The sequence below is a fragment of the Nocardia sp. NPDC102475 genome (assembly GCF_055584605.1).
This window is the reverse complement of sequence record NZ_JBVJLS010000012.1, coordinates 189,307-205,629: the sequence shown is the minus strand read 5'-3', so window position 1 is coordinate 205,629 and position 16,323 is coordinate 189,307. Positions and strand designations below refer to the sequence as shown.

At 65.6% G+C, this 16,323-nt stretch carries 18 protein-coding genes and 1 tRNA gene; 9 read left to right on the top strand and 10 right to left on the bottom strand.

Annotated elements, in window-relative coordinates:
• The first annotated feature begins 807 nt into the window (after positions 1–807).
• Both ACZ60G_RS22770 and ACZ60G_RS22765 read left to right on the top strand, forming a co-directional pair.
• On the top strand, positions 808–1,773 hold the full coding sequence (locus ACZ60G_RS22770) for a ketopantoate reductase family protein (RefSeq protein ID WP_465812023.1): 966 nt from the start codon (positions 808–810) through the stop codon (positions 1,771–1,773).
• Between the two features lie 47 nt (positions 1,774–1,820).
• The gene (locus ACZ60G_RS22765; protein ID WP_465812022.1) at positions 1,821–2,102 is read left to right on the top strand and encodes an ArsR/SmtB family transcription factor; all 282 of its coding nucleotides are present in this window, start codon (positions 1,821–1,823) and stop codon (positions 2,100–2,102) included.
• A gap of 300 nt (positions 2,103–2,402) precedes the next feature.
• Here the strand turns inward: ACZ60G_RS22765 and ACZ60G_RS22760 are convergent, their stop codons facing one another.
• Both ACZ60G_RS22760 and ACZ60G_RS22755 read right to left on the bottom strand, forming a co-directional pair.
• Positions 2,403–2,663 carry a hypothetical protein gene (locus tag ACZ60G_RS22760; protein ID WP_465812021.1) on the bottom strand — a complete coding sequence of 87 codons (261 nt, stop codon included), beginning with the start codon at positions 2,661–2,663 and terminating at the stop codon, positions 2,403–2,405.
• 278 nt (positions 2,664–2,941) lie between these two features.
• Positions 2,942–4,090 carry a helix-turn-helix domain-containing protein gene (locus tag ACZ60G_RS22755; RefSeq protein ID WP_465812020.1) on the bottom strand — a complete coding sequence of 383 codons (1,149 nt, stop codon included), beginning with the start codon at positions 4,088–4,090 and terminating at the stop codon, positions 2,942–2,944.
• Positions 4,091–4,260: 170 nt separating this feature from the next.
• On the opposite strand from ACZ60G_RS22755, the gene ACZ60G_RS22750 reads away from it, so the two are divergent.
• Together ACZ60G_RS22750 and ACZ60G_RS22745 are read left to right on the top strand one after the other, a co-directional pair.
• Positions 4,261–4,554 (top strand): hypothetical protein, encoded by a 294-nt coding sequence (locus ACZ60G_RS22750; protein WP_433730158.1) that lies wholly within the window; start codon positions 4,261–4,263, stop codon positions 4,552–4,554.
• Positions 4,551–4,706, top strand: a complete 156-nt coding sequence (locus ACZ60G_RS22745) for a hypothetical protein (protein WP_465812019.1) — start codon at positions 4,551–4,553, stop codon at positions 4,704–4,706. The genes ACZ60G_RS22750 and ACZ60G_RS22745 overlap by 4 nt, the downstream gene beginning before the upstream one ends.
• 193 nt (positions 4,707–4,899) lie before the next feature.
• On the opposite strand, the gene ACZ60G_RS22740 is transcribed toward ACZ60G_RS22745, so the two are convergent.
• From ACZ60G_RS22740 to ACZ60G_RS22725, 4 genes are all read right to left on the bottom strand, one after another.
• Positions 4,900–5,115, bottom strand: coding sequence for a hypothetical protein (locus tag ACZ60G_RS22740; RefSeq protein ID WP_465812018.1), 216 nt, complete (start codon positions 5,113–5,115; stop codon positions 4,900–4,902).
• Positions 5,116–5,346 carry a hypothetical protein gene (locus tag ACZ60G_RS22735; RefSeq protein WP_465812017.1) on the bottom strand — a complete coding sequence of 77 codons (231 nt, stop codon included), beginning with the start codon at positions 5,344–5,346 and terminating at the stop codon, positions 5,116–5,118.
• A gap of 123 nt (positions 5,347–5,469) precedes the next feature.
• A tRNA-Gly gene (locus ACZ60G_RS22730) sits at positions 5,470–5,545 on the bottom strand.
• A 99-nt stretch (positions 5,546–5,644) separates the two neighbouring features.
• Entirely contained in the window at positions 5,645–6,511 is an 867-nt protein-coding gene (locus ACZ60G_RS22725; RefSeq protein WP_465812016.1) for an NAD(P)H-binding protein, read from the bottom strand.
• Between the two features lie 99 nt (positions 6,512–6,610).
• Between ACZ60G_RS22725 and ACZ60G_RS22720 the strand changes: the two genes are divergently transcribed.
• Complete coding sequence (locus ACZ60G_RS22720) at positions 6,611–7,384, top strand: helix-turn-helix domain-containing protein (protein ID WP_465812160.1); 774 nt, start codon at positions 6,611–6,613, stop codon at positions 7,382–7,384.
• Positions 7,385–7,389: 5 nt separating this feature from the next.
• Here the strand turns inward: ACZ60G_RS22720 and ACZ60G_RS22715 are convergent, their stop codons facing one another.
• On the bottom strand, positions 7,390–8,142 hold the full coding sequence (locus tag ACZ60G_RS22715) for a lysophospholipid acyltransferase family protein (RefSeq protein ID WP_465812015.1): 753 nt from the start codon (positions 8,140–8,142) through the stop codon (positions 7,390–7,392).
• A gap of 8 nt (positions 8,143–8,150) precedes the next feature.
• Positions 8,151–8,903, bottom strand: a complete 753-nt coding sequence (locus ACZ60G_RS22710; RefSeq protein WP_465812014.1) for a lysophospholipid acyltransferase family protein — start codon at positions 8,901–8,903, stop codon at positions 8,151–8,153.
• Positions 8,904–9,003: 100 nt separating this feature from the next.
• Between ACZ60G_RS22710 and ACZ60G_RS22705 the strand changes: the two genes are divergently transcribed.
• The 3 genes from ACZ60G_RS22705 (at position 9,004) to ACZ60G_RS22695 (ending at position 12,029) form a co-directional block, all read left to right on the top strand.
• Positions 9,004–9,921 carry a hypothetical protein gene (locus ACZ60G_RS22705; protein WP_465812013.1) on the top strand — a complete coding sequence of 306 codons (918 nt, stop codon included), beginning with the start codon at positions 9,004–9,006 and terminating at the stop codon, positions 9,919–9,921.
• Between the two features lie 42 nt (positions 9,922–9,963).
• Complete coding sequence (locus tag ACZ60G_RS22700; RefSeq protein ID WP_465812159.1) at positions 9,964–11,502, top strand: Rieske 2Fe-2S domain-containing protein; 1,539 nt, start codon at positions 9,964–9,966, stop codon at positions 11,500–11,502.
• Between the two features lie 128 nt (positions 11,503–11,630).
• Positions 11,631–12,029 (top strand): hypothetical protein, encoded by a 399-nt coding sequence (locus ACZ60G_RS22695; RefSeq protein WP_465812012.1) that lies wholly within the window; start codon positions 11,631–11,633, stop codon positions 12,027–12,029.
• Positions 12,030–12,518: 489 nt separating this feature from the next.
• Here the strand turns inward: ACZ60G_RS22695 and ACZ60G_RS22690 are convergent, their stop codons facing one another.
• Positions 12,519–13,475: a DMT family transporter gene (locus ACZ60G_RS22690; RefSeq protein WP_465812011.1), complete on the bottom strand. Its 957-nt coding sequence runs from the start codon at positions 13,473–13,475 to the stop codon at positions 12,519–12,521.
• Positions 13,476–14,303: 828 nt separating this feature from the next.
• A complete protein-coding gene (locus ACZ60G_RS22685) occupies positions 14,304–15,557 on the bottom strand; it encodes an oxygenase MpaB family protein (RefSeq protein ID WP_465812010.1) in 1,254 nt (417 codons plus the stop codon).
• 109 nt (positions 15,558–15,666) lie between these two features.
• Between ACZ60G_RS22685 and ACZ60G_RS22680 the strand changes: the two genes are divergently transcribed.
• Positions 15,667–16,311 carry a TetR/AcrR family transcriptional regulator gene (locus tag ACZ60G_RS22680; protein WP_465812009.1) on the top strand — a complete coding sequence of 215 codons (645 nt, stop codon included), beginning with the start codon at positions 15,667–15,669 and terminating at the stop codon, positions 16,309–16,311.
• The last annotated feature ends 12 nt before the right edge of the window (positions 16,312–16,323 follow it).

The following is a 16,323-nucleotide window of genomic DNA, read 5'->3' as shown; positions in this document are numbered from 1 at the left end:
CGAGACCGACGTCTGCCGCCCGGCGTCATCGATGGTGAAGTCGGCCAGGTCCGGATACGCCCCGTCTGTCGCCCGGCACCGCGAGTGGGTGAGTTGGTGGTGGCTGCACCAGTAGAAGTACAGGCGCAGTTCGGATTTGGTGTGGATGCGTGAGACCGCGGAGAAGCGAGCGAGGTAAGCCAGCGCGGGCAGCCGGAGCACGAGGTCGTCACCGGCAAAGGTGACATCCAGAGCAGAGGAGGTAGCCATCCTCCACGATGCCGCGGTCCCGGCGAACCGCCCGAACGGATGCCCCACATTCGGCATTTCAGTGCGTTCGAAGGGCACCCCAGCACGGCTCACGCCCGCCCGACGTCCTCGTGACGCGCACGTTGCGCGAGGGGCTCCTCATGCTCGTCTGATACGGGTAAGGGGTGCGAGGAAAGTAGACCGCGCAAGCGCGATACTGGCGGGTTCCCGAACATCACCTCGCCGAACCAAAGCACGTAGGAGCTCAATCAAGCGATGCTCGAGCCGTCACAGGCGGGGCCGCATCGAGTTTCTGGCCATCCCATTTGTTGGTGTTGAGAATCGATCGATTCTCAACACCCGCAGGCGTTCTCAGCGGTGTTTGTGACTCGCAGCGGAAGATGGCGGTGTTCTCGCACTGTTGGATGTCGGGGCCACGCCGTCACTGCATAGCGGAAACAGCCCCCGTCACTCGCCAAGCTTGCGCTGGGGGTCATCCATTGTCCGCGAGCCGTGCCTCGAAGCCGGAATCCGACTAGTATCCATAAATTCAAATGTTTCAATTTTTGGATGGTTGATATGGACATCTTGATTGTGGGTGCGGGTGCGCTCGGCCAGGTCTACGGTGCCGAATTGGCGTGCGGCGCAGCGACTATCAGCTACCTGGTCAAACCCGGACAGGCCGAAGAGGTGCGCGCCGGAATGACCGTGACGCGGCTGCGCCGTTTACGTGGCGCAGCTACCGCGTCGGTGGTGCCGGCGCGCGTGTACACAGACCCTGCTGCGGTTGCCGACACCGAATGGGACAGCGTCTGGTTGCTGATCGACTCGACGGCACTGCACGGCGCGTGGCTGCAGTCATTGCGTCAGGCTGTGGGCGAGAGCACCATCGTCACACTGGACCAGAGCCTCGGCGACCGGCCCGCGCTCACGGCCGTGTGGCCCGAGGATCAGTTGGTCGCGCTGACCGTCGCGGATCTGGCGTGGGCCGCGCCCCTCGGCGCCGAGCACCCTGACCGCACCGCCTACTACCGCCCGCCGGGGGGCGCTGCAGTGCTGGCCGGCAGATCCGAGCGGGTCGCGGCCCTGCGTGCCGTGTTGCGGGATGCGGGCACTCTGGTCCGATCCGGGCGCATCGGCACGGGTGCTGCCTATGCCGCGCAGACCGTGCCGTATGTGGCGTCCTTGGAGATCGCGGGCTGGTCACTCAGTGCGCTGCGGGCCGACACCACCCTGGCTTCCCGTGCGACGTTCGAGGCCGCGACGATAGTGGCGGCTGAGCGCGGGCTGCCCGCGCCGCCGAGCCGCTGGGTGCTCGATCGGCGGATGCGAGCGATGATGCGGATACTGCCCGTCATAGCACCGTTCGACGTCGAGAATTTCTGGCGGTTGCATTGCACCAAGATCGGACCACAAACGCGGGCGATGCTGTCCGGCTGGGCCGATCTCGGAGAACAACGCGGGCTACCGGTGACGCACCTGCGCACACTCGCCGCGGCGATGCCACCCCTCGCGACGCCCCGTGTACGACCCGAAACAATATGAGAATGCCCAAACACGATATCCCCGCATTGTTCCGGGCAGCCCGGCCGTTGCTGACCGCGCTCGGCGATGAACGCCGTCAGGAAATCGTGCAGCGGTTGATCGAGGCCGGCGGGGTGCTCAGTGTTGGCGAGATCGCCGATGCCATCGAACTTTCACAGCCCGCTGTGTCACATCACCTGAAGATCCTTCGCGAAGCTGGCGTGCTGGGTGTGCAGCGTGTAGGCACAACGCGGCGCTATGTCCTCGAGGTCGGCTCGGGCACGCTCGAACCCTTGATCGACATGGTGCGCGGGATCACCGAATGCCTCGCCGAGCAGGTCGAGCGCTGACCGGGCCCGGCGTCTGTCTGTAGGTCCGTTGCCCCTGCAGATCGGGCAACGGATATATCACGGATCCGGACCGACACCCCTCGGCAGCACCTGCCGACACTGGATCGGAAACGAAGGTCTGCGGACACGACACCCCGCGAGTTCGCATTGGATGCGACTCTCTCGCAGCTGATGCGAGCGGCCAGCGCAGACCTTCTATCTGGTCTGATCAGCGGCTACGCCGAACATCGTTGGATTTTCGGCGGAAACTACGGTGCCCCCGAACGGGATGGCGTGTTGAGCGCCTGGTCGTGGACCGGGTCAGGCGGGGACGCCGGTATACAGGTCGTAGGTGCCGTCGGCCTGCAGCTCGCAGACGTAGTGGGTGCCTCCGGTGCTGGGTGACTGGCCGTCGGCCTGGCAGGCGGACAGGGTGGCGTAGTTGCCGATGTAGGTGCCGCCGGGGTTGGCCGCGGCGATGCCGGTGACGAGGGCGGCGCTGGCGCCGACCGCGAGGAGACAGGTGGCGAGGGTGGTGGCGATCTTGTTCATGGCTGTCCTTTCGGTCGTTGTGTCGAGCATCAGATACGGAACAGTCTGTTTGTGGAGATTCGGAGCCGCTAGGGTAGTGACCTACTCGATCGTGGGGCCGGCGCGATGACGGTGCGCGATGTCGGAGCCCACCGGGAAGGCTCGGGTCGATCTCGACTGATCGAGCTGTGGTACTGCAGGTTCGAGCCGTCGACCTCGATGATGTAGAGAGTGTCGACGCAGCTGCCAGAGGTCGGAAACGCGAAACCAGCCCCTGAGCTGTGCATAGCCGACCCGTTCGGCAACATGATGCGTAACATTCCGAGCCGCTACGCCTGGTAAGTGTCGTGGAACGCTTCGCGCACCGTGGCCGCGGGCGCACCCCGGCCCTCTATTCCCGCGACCACCTCGGTCACATGCCAGTAGTGCGACGGGACCAGTCGCCCTGATTCCACCGCTGCCAGAGCAACGTGTGCCGCTTCGTCTGGCTTGTCGGCGGCAACGAGCGCCAGACCCAAGTCCAGGTTGGCCATCGCGACCCGGCGCGGTCGGACATCCTCGGCGCTCGCAAGATCCGCCAAGACATGCCGCGCGTACGACTCCGCCGCTGGATCGCCGAGCCATGCCAGCGTCGTCGCCACGTAGGCATCCGATTTCGCCGGGTCGTAGCGGTAGTGATGCTCCGGCCGGTCAGGCGTGCTCAGCCCGGACACCACCAGGGCGACGCGCCGCAGCGCACCGTACGTGCCTTTACTGTCCCCGAGTCGTGCCAGCGCGCGGCCCTCCTGGGCCGTGGCTTGGATGAACGCCGAACTGCCATGCGGGGCAAGAGACTGCGCAGCGCGGGACAGCTCCGCCGCCGCTACGAATTCCCCGCCCATTAGTTGCTGCCATGCTCGTGTTTCCAGGCACCATGCCGCGATCTCTGGATGTCCTGCTTCGTCGGCCAGCCTCCACGCCAGGTGTCCTCGTGCCGCTGCGGCGGAGGTTTCGCCCAGGTCGATATGGCATGTGCTGGCCAACAGCGACAGCCAGCCGACCGTGACGAGCAACCGGCGGTGCTGCGTCAAAGTCTTGCGGCTGTCCATCAAGCGTCCGGCGTAGCCCAGATGCTGTCGTATCCGCACGAGCAGTTCCCCTGGCGGAGTGGTCGGGTAGCCCGCCGCCAAGTCGTCCACCGCCGACTCCAGACGATCCAAGGTGTCCCCGCCCATATCCGATGCCGCGACCCGGTGAATCCACTCCGCCGCCGCCTGCTCACCATCCGCCGGTTCGACAAACAGTGCCGATCCGATCCCCAGGGCATCGGCGTAGGCGCGAACGTGCTCGGGTCTGACCTGGCGCTGCCCGGTCTCCAGTAGTCCGAGCAGAGCCTTGCTGTAGTGCGTGCGCGCGGCCAGAGCGGAAAGGCTGAGCCCCGCCGCTTCACGCGCAGTGCGCAGACGCTCACCCGTGACGTTCTCCCCGCTGGGGTACATGAGTCCAACGGTAACCGTGCGTTGTCCTCCGATGTAGACGGTTGTAGACGGCAAGACAGTTATGGGTCGAAAAACCCACGCCTAGCGTCTATTTCAGCCCCGCCGCCGGGTGTACTGCCTTGCCTCGGCGGTGGGTGCCTACCAACCGGACAGCGGAAGGCGCAGGGGAAATGGAAGCGCTCGCATGGTTAGACCCGACATCACCGACGTCGGAATGGGACGCGGGCCAGATTCGCCGTTTGGCGCGGCGGTTGGGGTATGTGCTGCATTGGGCCGATGCGGGTTCGGTGCTCGGTCTGGTCGAACAGGCTGCCGGGCTCGGTGTCGACGTGGTGCTGTTGCCGTCGTCGGCGCATCTGGACGCGCAAACCCTGAATCGACTGATGGGCTTCGCCGATGTCGAATGCGCGTGCCCGCGTGAGTCTTTCGCTCGCTGGTCCGTGCTCGGCGGGGTGCACCGATGATCGCGCTCGGGTTGGCGATCGTGTTCGGCCTGCCGCTAACGGTGTTCATCGCAGCTCTCTGCTGGCCGCAGCGCATCCCGAAAGACCGCACGGTGCAGACGATTCGGCAGCGCATCGAGGACGAGGACAATCCGCCGCGCAGCCTGCCCTGATCGGTTGCTGATACCGCACACAGCGCCCGCTTATCGGCGGTCAGAACCTTGCGAGGATGGATATGAGCCGGACGAAGCCGCGCGGATACCACCGTGCAAGTGGCGTCGTAGTTCACGGCGTGAAGGCGAAACGTCGCGCTCGGTCCATCTTTAGTCCTCGGCGGACGGCGGGATGTTGGGACTGTCAGATGAACTATCTGACAGTCGGCTGATGTTGTGGGACGACCAAGTCGGCAGCGGCCGTGCTCTGTTCGACCTGGCGATCGGTGTGCATCGGACTGAGCTGCCCGCGGTATGTCCGCGGCAGCGAGGAGCCCATGAACGGTTCGATATCGACGTCGATGTAGCGCAGGCAGTCGGCGCGGGTGCGTTCCTCGATACCGGTCAGGCGCGCGGTGTACTTGCGCAATCACTGCACCAGCGTCATGCAGCCGACCGCACTGCCGAGCTGGATCTCGCGGATCCTGCGCGCCTCGGCGACCCCGACCACCTCGGCCAGCTCACACCAGCGCGCCGCGGCCTCGAAATCGTCGAAGGTCTCCGAGGTCGAGCGTCGACGACCGGTCTCGTCGTAGTAGTGGAAGGGAACCTGCCAGGCGATCGAGCCGTTGCTACGGGGTCGCGGGCGGGGTGTGAGCATGAAGCCTCCAGAGCCGATGGGTGCCCTGAGAAGCTGTCGTGACCGCAAGTGGTGATGTGGTGACACAGGTGGTGACAAAACGTCTGCACCAGGGTAGCTCATGCTACTGACCTGGTGTTTTCGTGGAGCGGATGACGGGATTCGAACCCGCGACCCTCACCTTGGCAAGGTGATGCGCTACCAGCTGCGCTACATCCGCATGCGCTTCGTTGGGCCCGGGAGGGTCGCAACGGCGTGCGTCCAAAACTGTAGTCCGTCATCGCGCCCAAATGAAAATCGGATATTCGACGTTGGCGCATCAAGGAGCGCTGTGGTCGGCGAGCGCTGCAAAGAAGGAGGCGTGGTCGGCGGCCCATTCCGCGTAACTGCGTGGTGCGCGGCCTAGGACTTGCTTGACGTCGTCGGTGAGCGTTGCGTTGCCGCCTGCGCGGACATAGGCCTGGCCGGCCAGTGCTCCGTCGGCGAATTCCGGGGACATGCCTGACGAGATCATGTGTTCGCGCGCAACGTCTTCCGGCACGTCGACCACATCGAGCGGCTGACCGAGGACCGCCGCCAGTGTGGCGACCTGGTCGGTGCAGGTGAGCAGCGCCGGACCGGTGAGAGTGTAGATGCGTCCGGAGTGGCCGGGTGTCAGCAAAGTCTCGGCGGCGACTGCGGCGACGTCACGTGGATCGATGACGCCCTGGCTGCCGGTACCGGTGAGATTCGGCACGGGCCGGCCGGATCGGATGGGATCGGCCCAGCTCAACGTGTTGGAGGCGAAGCTGGTCGGACGCAGGATCGTCCATTCGAGACCGCTTTCTCGGGCGGCCTGCTCGCCGGTCATATGCCAGGTGCCGACACGGCCGAGTTCCGGATCGCCGGTGCCGATGGCGGAAAGTTTGACGATCCGGCGCACGCCCGCGTCGCGAGCCGTGCGGACCAGCTCGCGATCGGTTTCGGCGTCGTCGGGGCCGAGGACACCGACGAGGAAAGCCGCGTCAGCGCCGGTCATCGCGGCGGCCATCGAGTCGGGGTCGTGGTAATCGCCCCGGACCACCTCGATCCCGGCGGGCACCCGCTGCGGATTCCGCGTCACCGCGCGGACCCGCACCCCACGGGCGGCCAGCTGACGGACGATTTCACTGCCGATGGTGCCCGTGGCACCGGTGATGACGATCATGAAGAGAGCGTGCCGCCGACGCCACCTGGTTCGATAGGAAATTTCGGCACGGCTTCGGGCGCTGCATCCGGCTGTGAGGTGCTTACAGTGGGTCGGGTGATGCAGGTAGACCTGATCGAAGCCACGGTGCCCGCACCGGAATCACTGCGTCCGTGGATCACCGAGCTGGGACGGTTCCCCACCGCCTCCGATGCGTCCCTGCCGTTCACACATGTGCCGCATGCCGGGACCACGATCGTGCTGCGTGCTGCCGACCGCCCCGACGCATTGGTCCTCGGCCCGCAGACCCGCGCTTCGTACTCCAATGCCGATAAACCCGCTGGCTGCGCCCGCCTGCGCCTGGCCCCTGGCGCAACCCGTCAACTGCTCGGCGTCCCCGCCGCCGAGCTCGCCGGTCGTGTCGTCCGCCTCGCCGATGTCCCCGGCGTCGCCGCCGAATTGGCGAACGAACTCGCCACGCTGCCAACGGAAGAGGTCCTGCCTTTTCTGGAAGAGGTTATCCCGCAACGCATCTCCGAAGACGCGACACAGCGCGCGCACCGCGAACTTCTCCGCGATGCGGTAGCCGCTATATCCGCAGCGCCAACGGTCCACGACCTCGCCACCCACCTCGCCGTCAGCGAACGTCAACTACGCAACCTGTTCACCAACGGAATCGGTATCTCCCCAAAGCATTTCGCCAGGATCGGCCGCGTCCGCCGGATCCTCGTCGATGCGAGCAACACAGAGGTTTCATGGGCCGACGTCGCAACCGTCCACGGCTACTACGACCAATCCCACATGTCGGCGGACTTCAAAGCGCTGATGGGCGTGCCACCCGCCAAGTTCTTCCAGGGGCGGCTGCCCGCACCGACCCCGTGCCGGTCTGCCTGACGAACTCAGCGAGTTTTGCGCTGTGCCGCAGCGCGACGTCGGGCCAGCTCTTCCCGCTCGAGCACCGCGGCCTCGGCGAGAGTGGGCGCACTGCCGCCGAGCCGGGCCGGAACCCAAGGCGCACCCTCGGGCATCGGGTAGCCCGTTTGCGCCTGTTCGAGTAATTCGCCCATCCGCGTACGGATTTCGGCGGTCAGGTTGTCGGTCGATTCGGCGGGCGGGATCGGATCGCCGATGCGGATATTGATCGGGAAACGATGGCGGCCGAGTTTTTTCGGGAAACCCTTGGTCCAGATGCGATGCGCGCCCCAGATGACGATCGGAATGACCGGCACGTCCGCGTCGATCGCCATGCGGGCCGCACCGGATTTGAATTCTTTGAGTTCGAAGCTGCGGCTGATGGTCGCTTCCGGATAGACCACAACCAGTTCACCGTCCCGCAACGCCTCGACGGCACGTCGGAACGACGCCGCTCCGGCAGCGCGATCGACGCCGATTGCCTTGCAGTGCTTCATGAGAAAGCCGACGATGCCGTGCTCGAGTTCGGCCTTCATCATGTAGCGGACATTGCGCCGCGATTTGCGCCCGACCAGCCCGACCTCCATGAAGTCCAGGTAGGCGGTGTGATTCACGGCGAGTACGCCGCCGCCGGTGCGCGGGATCCGGTCCTGGCCGGTGATGTCGATGCGCAGACCCTGCACCGCGAACATCGTGCGAACCAAAGCGGTGAGAATGTCATAGACCGGTTCCCGCGACATAGTTTCCCCTACAACGAATCCTCGCCTGCCCGGCGCGCCGCCTTCTCCTCGGCTTCGGCGGCATCCATGGCATCAGCTTCTTCGAGGGTAGGCGCACTGCCGCCCAAACGTGCCGGTACCCAATACGCGCCGGGTTCGTGCACGTAGTCCTTCTGCAGATCCAGCAGCATGGCCTGCATCGTGCTGCGGAGTTGGGCGGTGAGTTCGGCGGCGGGCTCATAGGGCTGGATCGGTGCGCCGACGGCAATGGAGATCGGAGTATTGGTGCGGCCCAGACGCTTCGGGAAGCCCTTGGTCCATACGCGTTGGGCGCCCCAGATGACAATCGGGATGATCGGCACGTCCGATTCGATCGCCATGCGCGCGGCACCGGATTTGAAGGCCTTGATCTCGAAGCTGCGGCTGATGGTCGCCTCCGGGTAGACGCCGACCAACTCGCCCTTGCGGAGGTATTCGAGTGCCGCCTGGTACGAGTCGGCCCCCGCGGACCGATCGACCGGAATGTGCTTGAGCGCCCGCATGATCGGGCCGGAGATGTTGTTGTCGAACACCTCCTTCTTGGCCATGAAGCGGATGTACCGCTTGGGGGTGCGCACCGGCAGGCCCGCGTAGGTGAAGTCCATGTAGCCGGTGTGGTTCACCGCGAGGACGGCACCACCGCGCGCCGGAATATGTTCAGCGCCCTTGACGCTGAACTTCAAACCTTCGACAAAGAAGACGGTACGGGCAAGCCCGATTATCGTCCGGTAGACGGGTTCCACAATTCCGCTAGCGTAGTCGCTGACTGTCCCATCCGGCAGAGCCGCCGCGACTGCGCGCGTCTGACCCGTCGCTCAACGTCTATGAAAGAGGACCCTCGAAGTGGAACGCGCCCGCCCGATACCGCGTGAACGCGACTGGAAGGACCCGCGCGAACGCGACCGGAGAGGGCTGGTGGCCATCATGGGTGGTCTGGTGCTGACCGGCGCCGTCCTGCTCACCGGCTGTGATTCCGTATCCGGCATTCCCGGCGACGAGCCGGAGCAAACATCGGCGCCGACTGCCACCACGCAAGCCGCCGCGGTTCCGACCACAACTCCTATGGTCGTGGCGCAGGCGTTCGCGGTGCCGGTCGGCGCGGTCCCCGGCCTGCCCGGCGCGACGGATGTCGCGGCGCGCTTCGGGGCCGTCCTGGCGGGCTCGACGCCCGCCGAATTACGGTCCAAGTGCTGGATGCTGGCGCCGGGCAATGTGGCCGATATGGCCACCGAGCAGAAGGCCATCCTCAGCGCCCTCGCACAACCCGCGACCGCCACCCAGAACACCGTCACCTGGCAGAACGCGGGCACGACCGTCGCCTTCGATCGGGACGAAGTCGTGGCGGCCACGAAGAATTCGTCCCATATCGTCTGCCCATGGGTCGCGCAGGACGGCGCCGACGCCGGACCCAACGAGGCCGACGCCAGGCATACCGTGCGGCGCTATTTGTCCCGCTTCGTCGGCACCCCGCTGGATCCCGCCGATAAAGAGGGCACCTACCCACTGGTCTGCAAGGCGAGCCCGGCGAACTGGGACCCCAGCGGAACCGGAAGTCCGACAGCTCCGCCGCTGGCCAACAACCCGGGCAGGCTCACCGGAACCACGAAATTCACCGATCAGGAGATCCGCTCGGAGCGGCTGCGCGCGGGCTACGTCACCGTCGATGTTCCGGTCACGAACTCCTCGGGTGTGACGCAGACCCGAACCTTCACCCTGACCGCGGGCAACGAGGGCTACTGCATCGGCGACGTTTCTGCCTAACCACTACCCTTGATGGCTGGTAACGGTCAGGAGGAACAGCTCGTGCAGATCACCAGCGTCGGACACGCCGGATTCCATATCCGCACCGCGGCCGGGTCGATCCTTTGCGATCCCTGGGTCAATCCCGCGTACTTCGGTTCGTGGTTCCCGTTTCCGGACAACACCCAGCTGGACTGGGACGAGCTGGGCAATTGCGATTTCCTGTACGTCTCGCATCTGCACCGCGACCACTTCGACGCGGCGCACCTGGCGAAGCACGTCAACAAGGACGCGACCGTGCTGCTGCCGGACTACCCGGTGCCGGATCTGAAGCGGGAACTGGAGAAGCTCGGCTTCCACAAGTTCTTCGAGACCGAGGATTCGGTGAAACACCGGGTGGCCGGACCGGGCGGCGAGATCGACATCATGATCATCGCGCTGCGCGCACCCGCCGACGGACCGATCGGCGACTCCGGGCTGGTCGTCTCCGACGGCGAGACCACCTGTTTCAATATGAACGATGCCCGTCCGGTGGATATGGATGTGCTGCACGACGCATTCGGGCACATCGATATCCACCTGCTGCAGTACTCGGGCGCGATCTGGTATCCGATGGTCTACGACATTCCTTCGCGGACCAAGTCGAATTTCGGTAAGCAGAAGCGTCAGCGCGGAATGGACCGGGCGCGCAGCTATATCGAGCAGGTCGGCGCCACCTGGGTGGTGCCCTCGGCCGGTCCGCCGGTATTCCTCGACGACGAGTTGCGCTACCTCAATGACGATCGCGGCGACGAGGGCAATATCTTCCCGGACCAGATGGTGTTCCTGGAACAGATGCAGATCCATGGCAACGAGGGCGGAATTCTGATGATTCCGGGTTCGGTCGCCGACGTGCACGGTGCGGAACTCTCGCTGACCCATCCGTTCGAGCCGGGCCTGATTTATGACAACAAGGCCGAATACATCGAGTTGATGGCACAGCGTTTCGCGCCCGTGCTGGCGGCCGAAAAGGCTGCGTGGGCAACTGGTGACGAGCGACTGCTTGAACCGCTGCAGGCGCTGTTCGAGCCGATCATGAAGCAGAGCGATCTGATCTGCGACGGGATCGGCTATCCGGTCGGGCTGGTCATCGGTGACGAAACCGTGGTGCTTGACTTCCCCGAGCGGGTGGTGCGCGGGCCGGTAGAGGGTGAAGGCAAGTACCGGTACGGCTTCCGGATCCCGCCGGAACTGGTGCGCACCGTGCTGCGCGAGGAGGAGCCGGACTGGGTGAACACCATTTTCCTGTCCACCCGATTCCAGGCCTGGCGCATCGGCGGCTACAACGAATTCCTGTACACCTTCTTCAAATGCCTCACCGATGAGCGGATCGCCTACGCGGACGGCTGGTTCGCCGAGGCGCACGACGATTCCGCCTCAACGGAATTGGCCGGCTGGGAAATCCAGCGCCGCTGCCCACACCTGAAGGCGGATCTGTCGAAATTCGGCGTGGTCGAAGGAAATAACCTCACCTGCAATTTGCATGGGTGGCAGTGGGACCTGGAATCGGGCCGGTGCAAAACCTCCAAGGGGCATGAGCTGCGCTCGCGCAAGCTCGTCTGAACCCCGCTCCGGGGTATTGTGCCGACTGTCGGTCGGTTTTGAAATTCGAGGCAATTCGGGCGCTGACGTGCTGGTGGGACCTACCGCGCGCTCCTAGAATCGGGAGCGTCGGGGAATTTCGTAACTCGATGATCGGCGAGTCAGATCCGCGCGACGACTCGCCGGAAGAAGGCATCATGAGCACCAATAAAGCGCGCGGCAACGCCACGCGCCGACTACTCGGTGAGGCCGCACTCATTGGAGCGGCAATGACGGTTCCGATGATTGCAGTGGCGGCTCCCGCTATGGCAGCGCCGACGCCTCGACCCGGTGTAGTGCAGACCGATTGCGACTACGATTTCGACTCCGGCTACGGCAACCAGTGGACCGACGACGGCAAACCGTGGAACGGCCATGGCAAACCATGGAAAGGCAATCCGTGGGGCGGAGGCTACGGCAACCCGTGGGGCGGTTTTGGCGACGAGTGCGGCTACGGCGGCGGTTCGAGCCAGTGGTTCTTCCCCCCGGGCTGGTTCGGCAGCAGCTGACAGAACGAATCCGGCCGTCGCGAGGTAGACGTCTAGGCGACCATTGCGGTGACGTCGCTGGGTGACCACTGTTCGCATATGCCCTCGCGCTAGGCCTCACCGCGAACACGCAAGTGCGACAACCGAACTGACCCGGTGCCGGGAGACCATCCGCATACAAGACGGCCTCAGGATGCTGGGGTCGCCCTCGTGCGCGCATGAACGCAGCTCGCTTATCGACGCGTCGATGACCCGGAGCGTGGGACAGCCCCTCGGTGCCGGAGCGCGGACGCTGAGATCGGCCCACGCGCTCGGTCGTGCGCGCACATCGGCGTGTCGACTGAGCCTGTCCCGCAGGCTTCGCAATACGCGTCGGCAACTGAGCATGTCGAAATCGCCGGGCGAGACACTGGGATCGGCCTGGCAAGCGTTTGCCTAGACATCGACACCTCGATTACCGGAACTGCAGGCAGGGACTGCCTGCCGGAACGTGGAGCGCGGATGCGGGGGTCAGCCTCGCGAACGAGTGGCGACGACGACCGCGATGAAGGTCAAGGCGCAGCCGATTACGGCGGTTGGTGACAGTCCGGCACCGGTTGGGGTGAGGAGGTCCAGGGTGATCGAGGCCAGGAGTTGGCCTGCTACCGAGGTCAGGCCGAGCAGCAGAACGCCGATCCAGCGCACGGTGACGGCGGCAAGGGCGATGAAGGCGACGCCGATGAGTCCGCCCAGATAGAGCCATGGCTCACTGGGGAATTCGGACGGCCAGCCGGTGCCGACCAAGATCCAGGCCTCGATGGCGAACAAGGCAGCCGTGCCGACGCCGAAGTTCACGAGGGTGGCGGAGAACGCGCCGCCGACCGCGCCGACGCGACCGTTGACCGCCTGCTGCCAAGCCAGCCCGATTCCGGCGAGCGCGGGCAAGAGGATCAGCGCAGCGGTTGGGCCGGTGCGCAGCCATTCGGGCACCGCCGCGGAACCGACCGGCGCACCGGACCTTCCCGCCGCGGCGAGGACCACCGCGACCATGGCCAGCGCGGCCCCCCCGACACGCGAAACCGTGACCGGGGTACGGCCGTTCGGCGCTAATCCGAGCCGGTCCACCACCAGACTGCTCAGCAGTTGACCGCCGACCGTGGCGACGGTGAAGGCCGTGACGCCGATCGCCGCAACGGTAAGTCCTTGGCACGCAACGAAGAACGCACCACAGAGCCCACCGAACAACTGCACCGGCCGCAACTCACCAGCGGCCACCGCCCGCCGCACCCGCACCAGCCCGTCCCGCAATCGCCGACTGACCGCGAACGCGATCAGCAACACCACCAGACCGAGGCCGAAGCTGATACAGGCAGCCGCGATCCCATCCCGCAACCGCACTCCCAACGCCCCATTGATCCGGCCCTGCACCGCCACCCCCACCCCGATGCTGAACCCGAAGGCCAACCCAACCTTCGCCCGCGCCACCATCCCCGCACCGTACCGCCACCCCCGCATCCCCCGACCGCGACCAGCACCGCGACCCCGCACCGGCCGGATCAGACACCCGTTCGCTGGAGATCGCAGCCCCGAATTCGCCCCGGAATGGCCGGTCACCCTCGATGCACGTCGGCCAAGGGAATGTTCGTCCGATGCTTCTGACGGCTGCACCATCGGCCGAGTCGACCACCGGCAGCCACCAACAGCGCCGCCCCCAACCAGCCGAGCGGCAATACGAGCGCTCGGACGCGGATCACGCCCGCGAGCCTGCATGATCCGGAGCGCACCGATGGCACCGACCTACCAGCAAGCGACGTTCGTGCACGCCCACCGCGGCAACAGCCCGGGCCGCCGCCGCACTCCGCCGCCCACTGGCCCTGCGGCTTCCTGCACCGCTACGCCACCGAGCACCGCCACACCGGCCTGGGCCGCACACCCCAGCCACGGTCCACCACAACACCGCCACCGAAGTCCACCGGCAGCGGCAAACAACCATGGACCGGTACTAGACCGCCCACCCCGAACGGTTCCAGCGCCGACGACACCCACCAGCAAGGAATCAACGCACACCTGTCCCAGGCAGGTTGACAACTACCGCGCAACCTATGCGAGGCAATCACACGATATGCGCCGTCATCCGGCTGCATCGCTGCGTGCAGAGTGCTTCGAGCGAGCTGGCAGCCGCCACTGTCAGGGCGACTCGTGGCCAAGCACTGACCGCGGCCATCCACCGAAGGTCACGCGAGAGCTCGCGGTGATGCCACGGCGGCATCGGTCAGAACGAGCCGCAGGCCGACCACCTAGCGCACAGGCCATCGGTTACCCGGCGCGCAGGGTGGTGCGGGCGGCGTAGGTGTCGTGACGAGCGTAGGTGCGGTCGCCGCCATTGCGGGCGATGGAGCCACTGACCAGGCGGGCGCGAATGCGGGCACCGAGTCGTTCTTGGAAGCGGGTGGCGCCGGGGATGAGCTGGCGGGGCACTTCCAACGCGCCGTTGACTACGGCGGTGGCCATGACGGCGCTCTGGAAGAATTTGCTGTTCTCCAGGCCGAGGAAATCGGAGTTGGTCGGGCCGAGGACGATTCGGCTGTAGGCGACCATATAACTGGTGATCACCCGGCGGATAACGCGCTGAGCTGCGGTGTCGGTGCCGATGAACAGGCCGCCCGCGGCCGGGACCAGGGCCTGCGCCAAGCGGCGGGAGTCCTCGTCCGGGATGAATTCGGTATCGGCGAGGATCCAGAAAGCGCGCCAGGTATCGGTTTCATTGGTCGGCAGGATTTCGGCGTCGATGCCGAGCAGGAAGCCGACGTAGCGCCAGAGCTGGAATACGGCATCCTTCTCCTGCGCCGAGAAACGCAGTCCGAGCGCCTGTGCGCCAACCAGATTCGCCATCGAGAACAGCCCGAGCGTGCCGACGGTGAGGACCTGATTCACCGGATGGTCCCAGGCTTCGTAATCCCAATCGGGACGTCGATTCATACCCGCCCGGACCAGCGCGTGCATCAGCCGCACCCGCAGCACACTCTTGTAGCCGACCTGATTGCGTTGCAGCCCACCGGGAGTCGTGACATCCAGCCACCACTGGGTGGTTTCGGCCACGCGGCGCGGTGCCATGGCGTCGAGGTCGCCGGTGCCGACCAGGGTCTTGTCCGCGCGGGAGGCCAGATAGCCGCCCATCAGCGCGAACATGCCCATCGCGATGCCACCCCAGACGCCGGTGCGTTCCACGACCCGGGCACCGCGGTCGATCTTGGTACGGTCCAGCCAGTACGGGTCCGTCTCGACCCGACCGAAGAATGCCGTCAACTCGGCGGGCGCATCCGGCACCGCATCGATACCGCGCTCCACGGCCATCTCGAACATCCGCCGCCCCTCGCCGACGGGCAGCCGCTTGAACATCGCGACCACATCGTCCGCGAGCGGATCCCCGACCTGCGTGAACCGGCGGAACGAATCCCGCTGCGCCGCGGTGCAACGCAGATCGCCGGGCGCCAGCACCGGCACCGCGTACCGGAACGGGAACTCCGTGAACAGCGGCGGAGTGGGCAGGAGCTGGTTGTCATGCGTCATTGCATTTCACCCATCGCAAGAGAGGTTCGCGCCCGGGCCGAGCACATTCTGACAAGACCGTCTCACAAATTCGAATATCTGGCAAGGATCTATGCCAGAATGGAGCGCAATGGCTACTACCTCGCGGTCCTACGGCGGCATACCGATCGAACAGCGCCGCGCCCGCCGCCGCGCCGCACTGCTGGACGCCGCGCAGGAAATCATCGGGACCTCGGGATTCGCCAAGCTCACCGTCTCCGGACTGTGCACCCAGGCCAAACTCTCCGAGCGCTATTACTACGAGAGCTTCAGCGACCTCGACACCGTGTTCAGCGAGTTATTCGAGCGCATCGTCGACGAGATCGGCCAAGCCGCGGTCACCGCATTCATGGGGACCGATGCCGACATCCGCGCCAAGACCCGAGCAGCCATCGCCGCGGCCGTCGACCTGATCGCCGACGATCCACGCAAGGCCCGCATCGTGACCGTCGAGGCGCAACTGAATCCGCCGCTGCTCATGCGCCGGGCCGAGGTGATGCGCTCGTTCGCGGGCATCATGATGGCGGTCTGCGCCGAGGAGATCGGTGCCGACATCGTCGAAAGTGCCGGTGACCAAGCGGAATTCTCCGCTACCCACCTGCTCGGCGGGCTATGGGAGACCACCAACAGCTGGCTGGCGGGCACCCTCGCGATATCCCGCGACACGCTGATCGACCGCTCCACCGATCAGTTTCTGCTGACCGCGACCCATCTCATCGAATCAAGGCTCAGCTGACGAACGGGTGAT

Excerpts from the sequence above, each read along its gene's own strand:
- ACZ60G_RS22695 (WP_465812012.1), top strand. The coding sequence starts at position 11,631 with ATGATCGGCGAGTCAGATCCGCGCGACGACTCGCCGGAAGAAGGCATC.
- ACZ60G_RS22685 (WP_465812010.1), bottom strand. The coding sequence starts at position 15,557 with ATGACGCATGACAACCAGCTCCTGCCCACTCCGCCGCTGTTCACGGAG.
- ACZ60G_RS22770 (WP_465812023.1), top strand. The coding sequence starts at position 808 with ATGGACATCTTGATTGTGGGTGCGGGTGCGCTCGGCCAGGTCTACGGT.
- ACZ60G_RS22760 (WP_465812021.1), bottom strand. The coding sequence starts at position 2,663 with ATGCTCGACACAACGACCGAAAGGACAGCCATGAACAAGATCGCCACC.
- ACZ60G_RS22715 (WP_465812015.1), bottom strand. The coding sequence starts at position 8,142 with ATGTCGCGGGAACCGGTCTATGACATTCTCACCGCTTTGGTTCGCACG.
- ACZ60G_RS22745 (WP_465812019.1), top strand. The coding sequence starts at position 4,551 with ATGATCGCGCTCGGGTTGGCGATCGTGTTCGGCCTGCCGCTAACGGTG.
- ACZ60G_RS22690 (WP_465812011.1), bottom strand. The coding sequence starts at position 13,475 with ATGGTGGCGCGGGCGAAGGTTGGGTTGGCCTTCGGGTTCAGCATCGGG.
- ACZ60G_RS22755 (WP_465812020.1), bottom strand. The coding sequence starts at position 4,090 with ATGTACCCCAGCGGGGAGAACGTCACGGGTGAGCGTCTGCGCACTGCG.
- ACZ60G_RS22720 (WP_465812160.1), top strand. The coding sequence starts at position 6,611 with ATGCAGGTAGACCTGATCGAAGCCACGGTGCCCGCACCGGAATCACTG.
- ACZ60G_RS22725 (WP_465812016.1), bottom strand. The coding sequence starts at position 6,511 with ATGATCGTCATCACCGGTGCCACGGGCACCATCGGCAGTGAAATCGTC.
- ACZ60G_RS22680 (WP_465812009.1), top strand. The coding sequence starts at position 15,667 with ATGGCTACTACCTCGCGGTCCTACGGCGGCATACCGATCGAACAGCGC.
- ACZ60G_RS22735 (WP_465812017.1), bottom strand. The coding sequence starts at position 5,346 with ATGCTCACACCCCGCCCGCGACCCCGTAGCAACGGCTCGATCGCCTGG.
- ACZ60G_RS22750 (WP_433730158.1), top strand. The coding sequence starts at position 4,261 with ATGGAAGCGCTCGCATGGTTAGACCCGACATCACCGACGTCGGAATGG.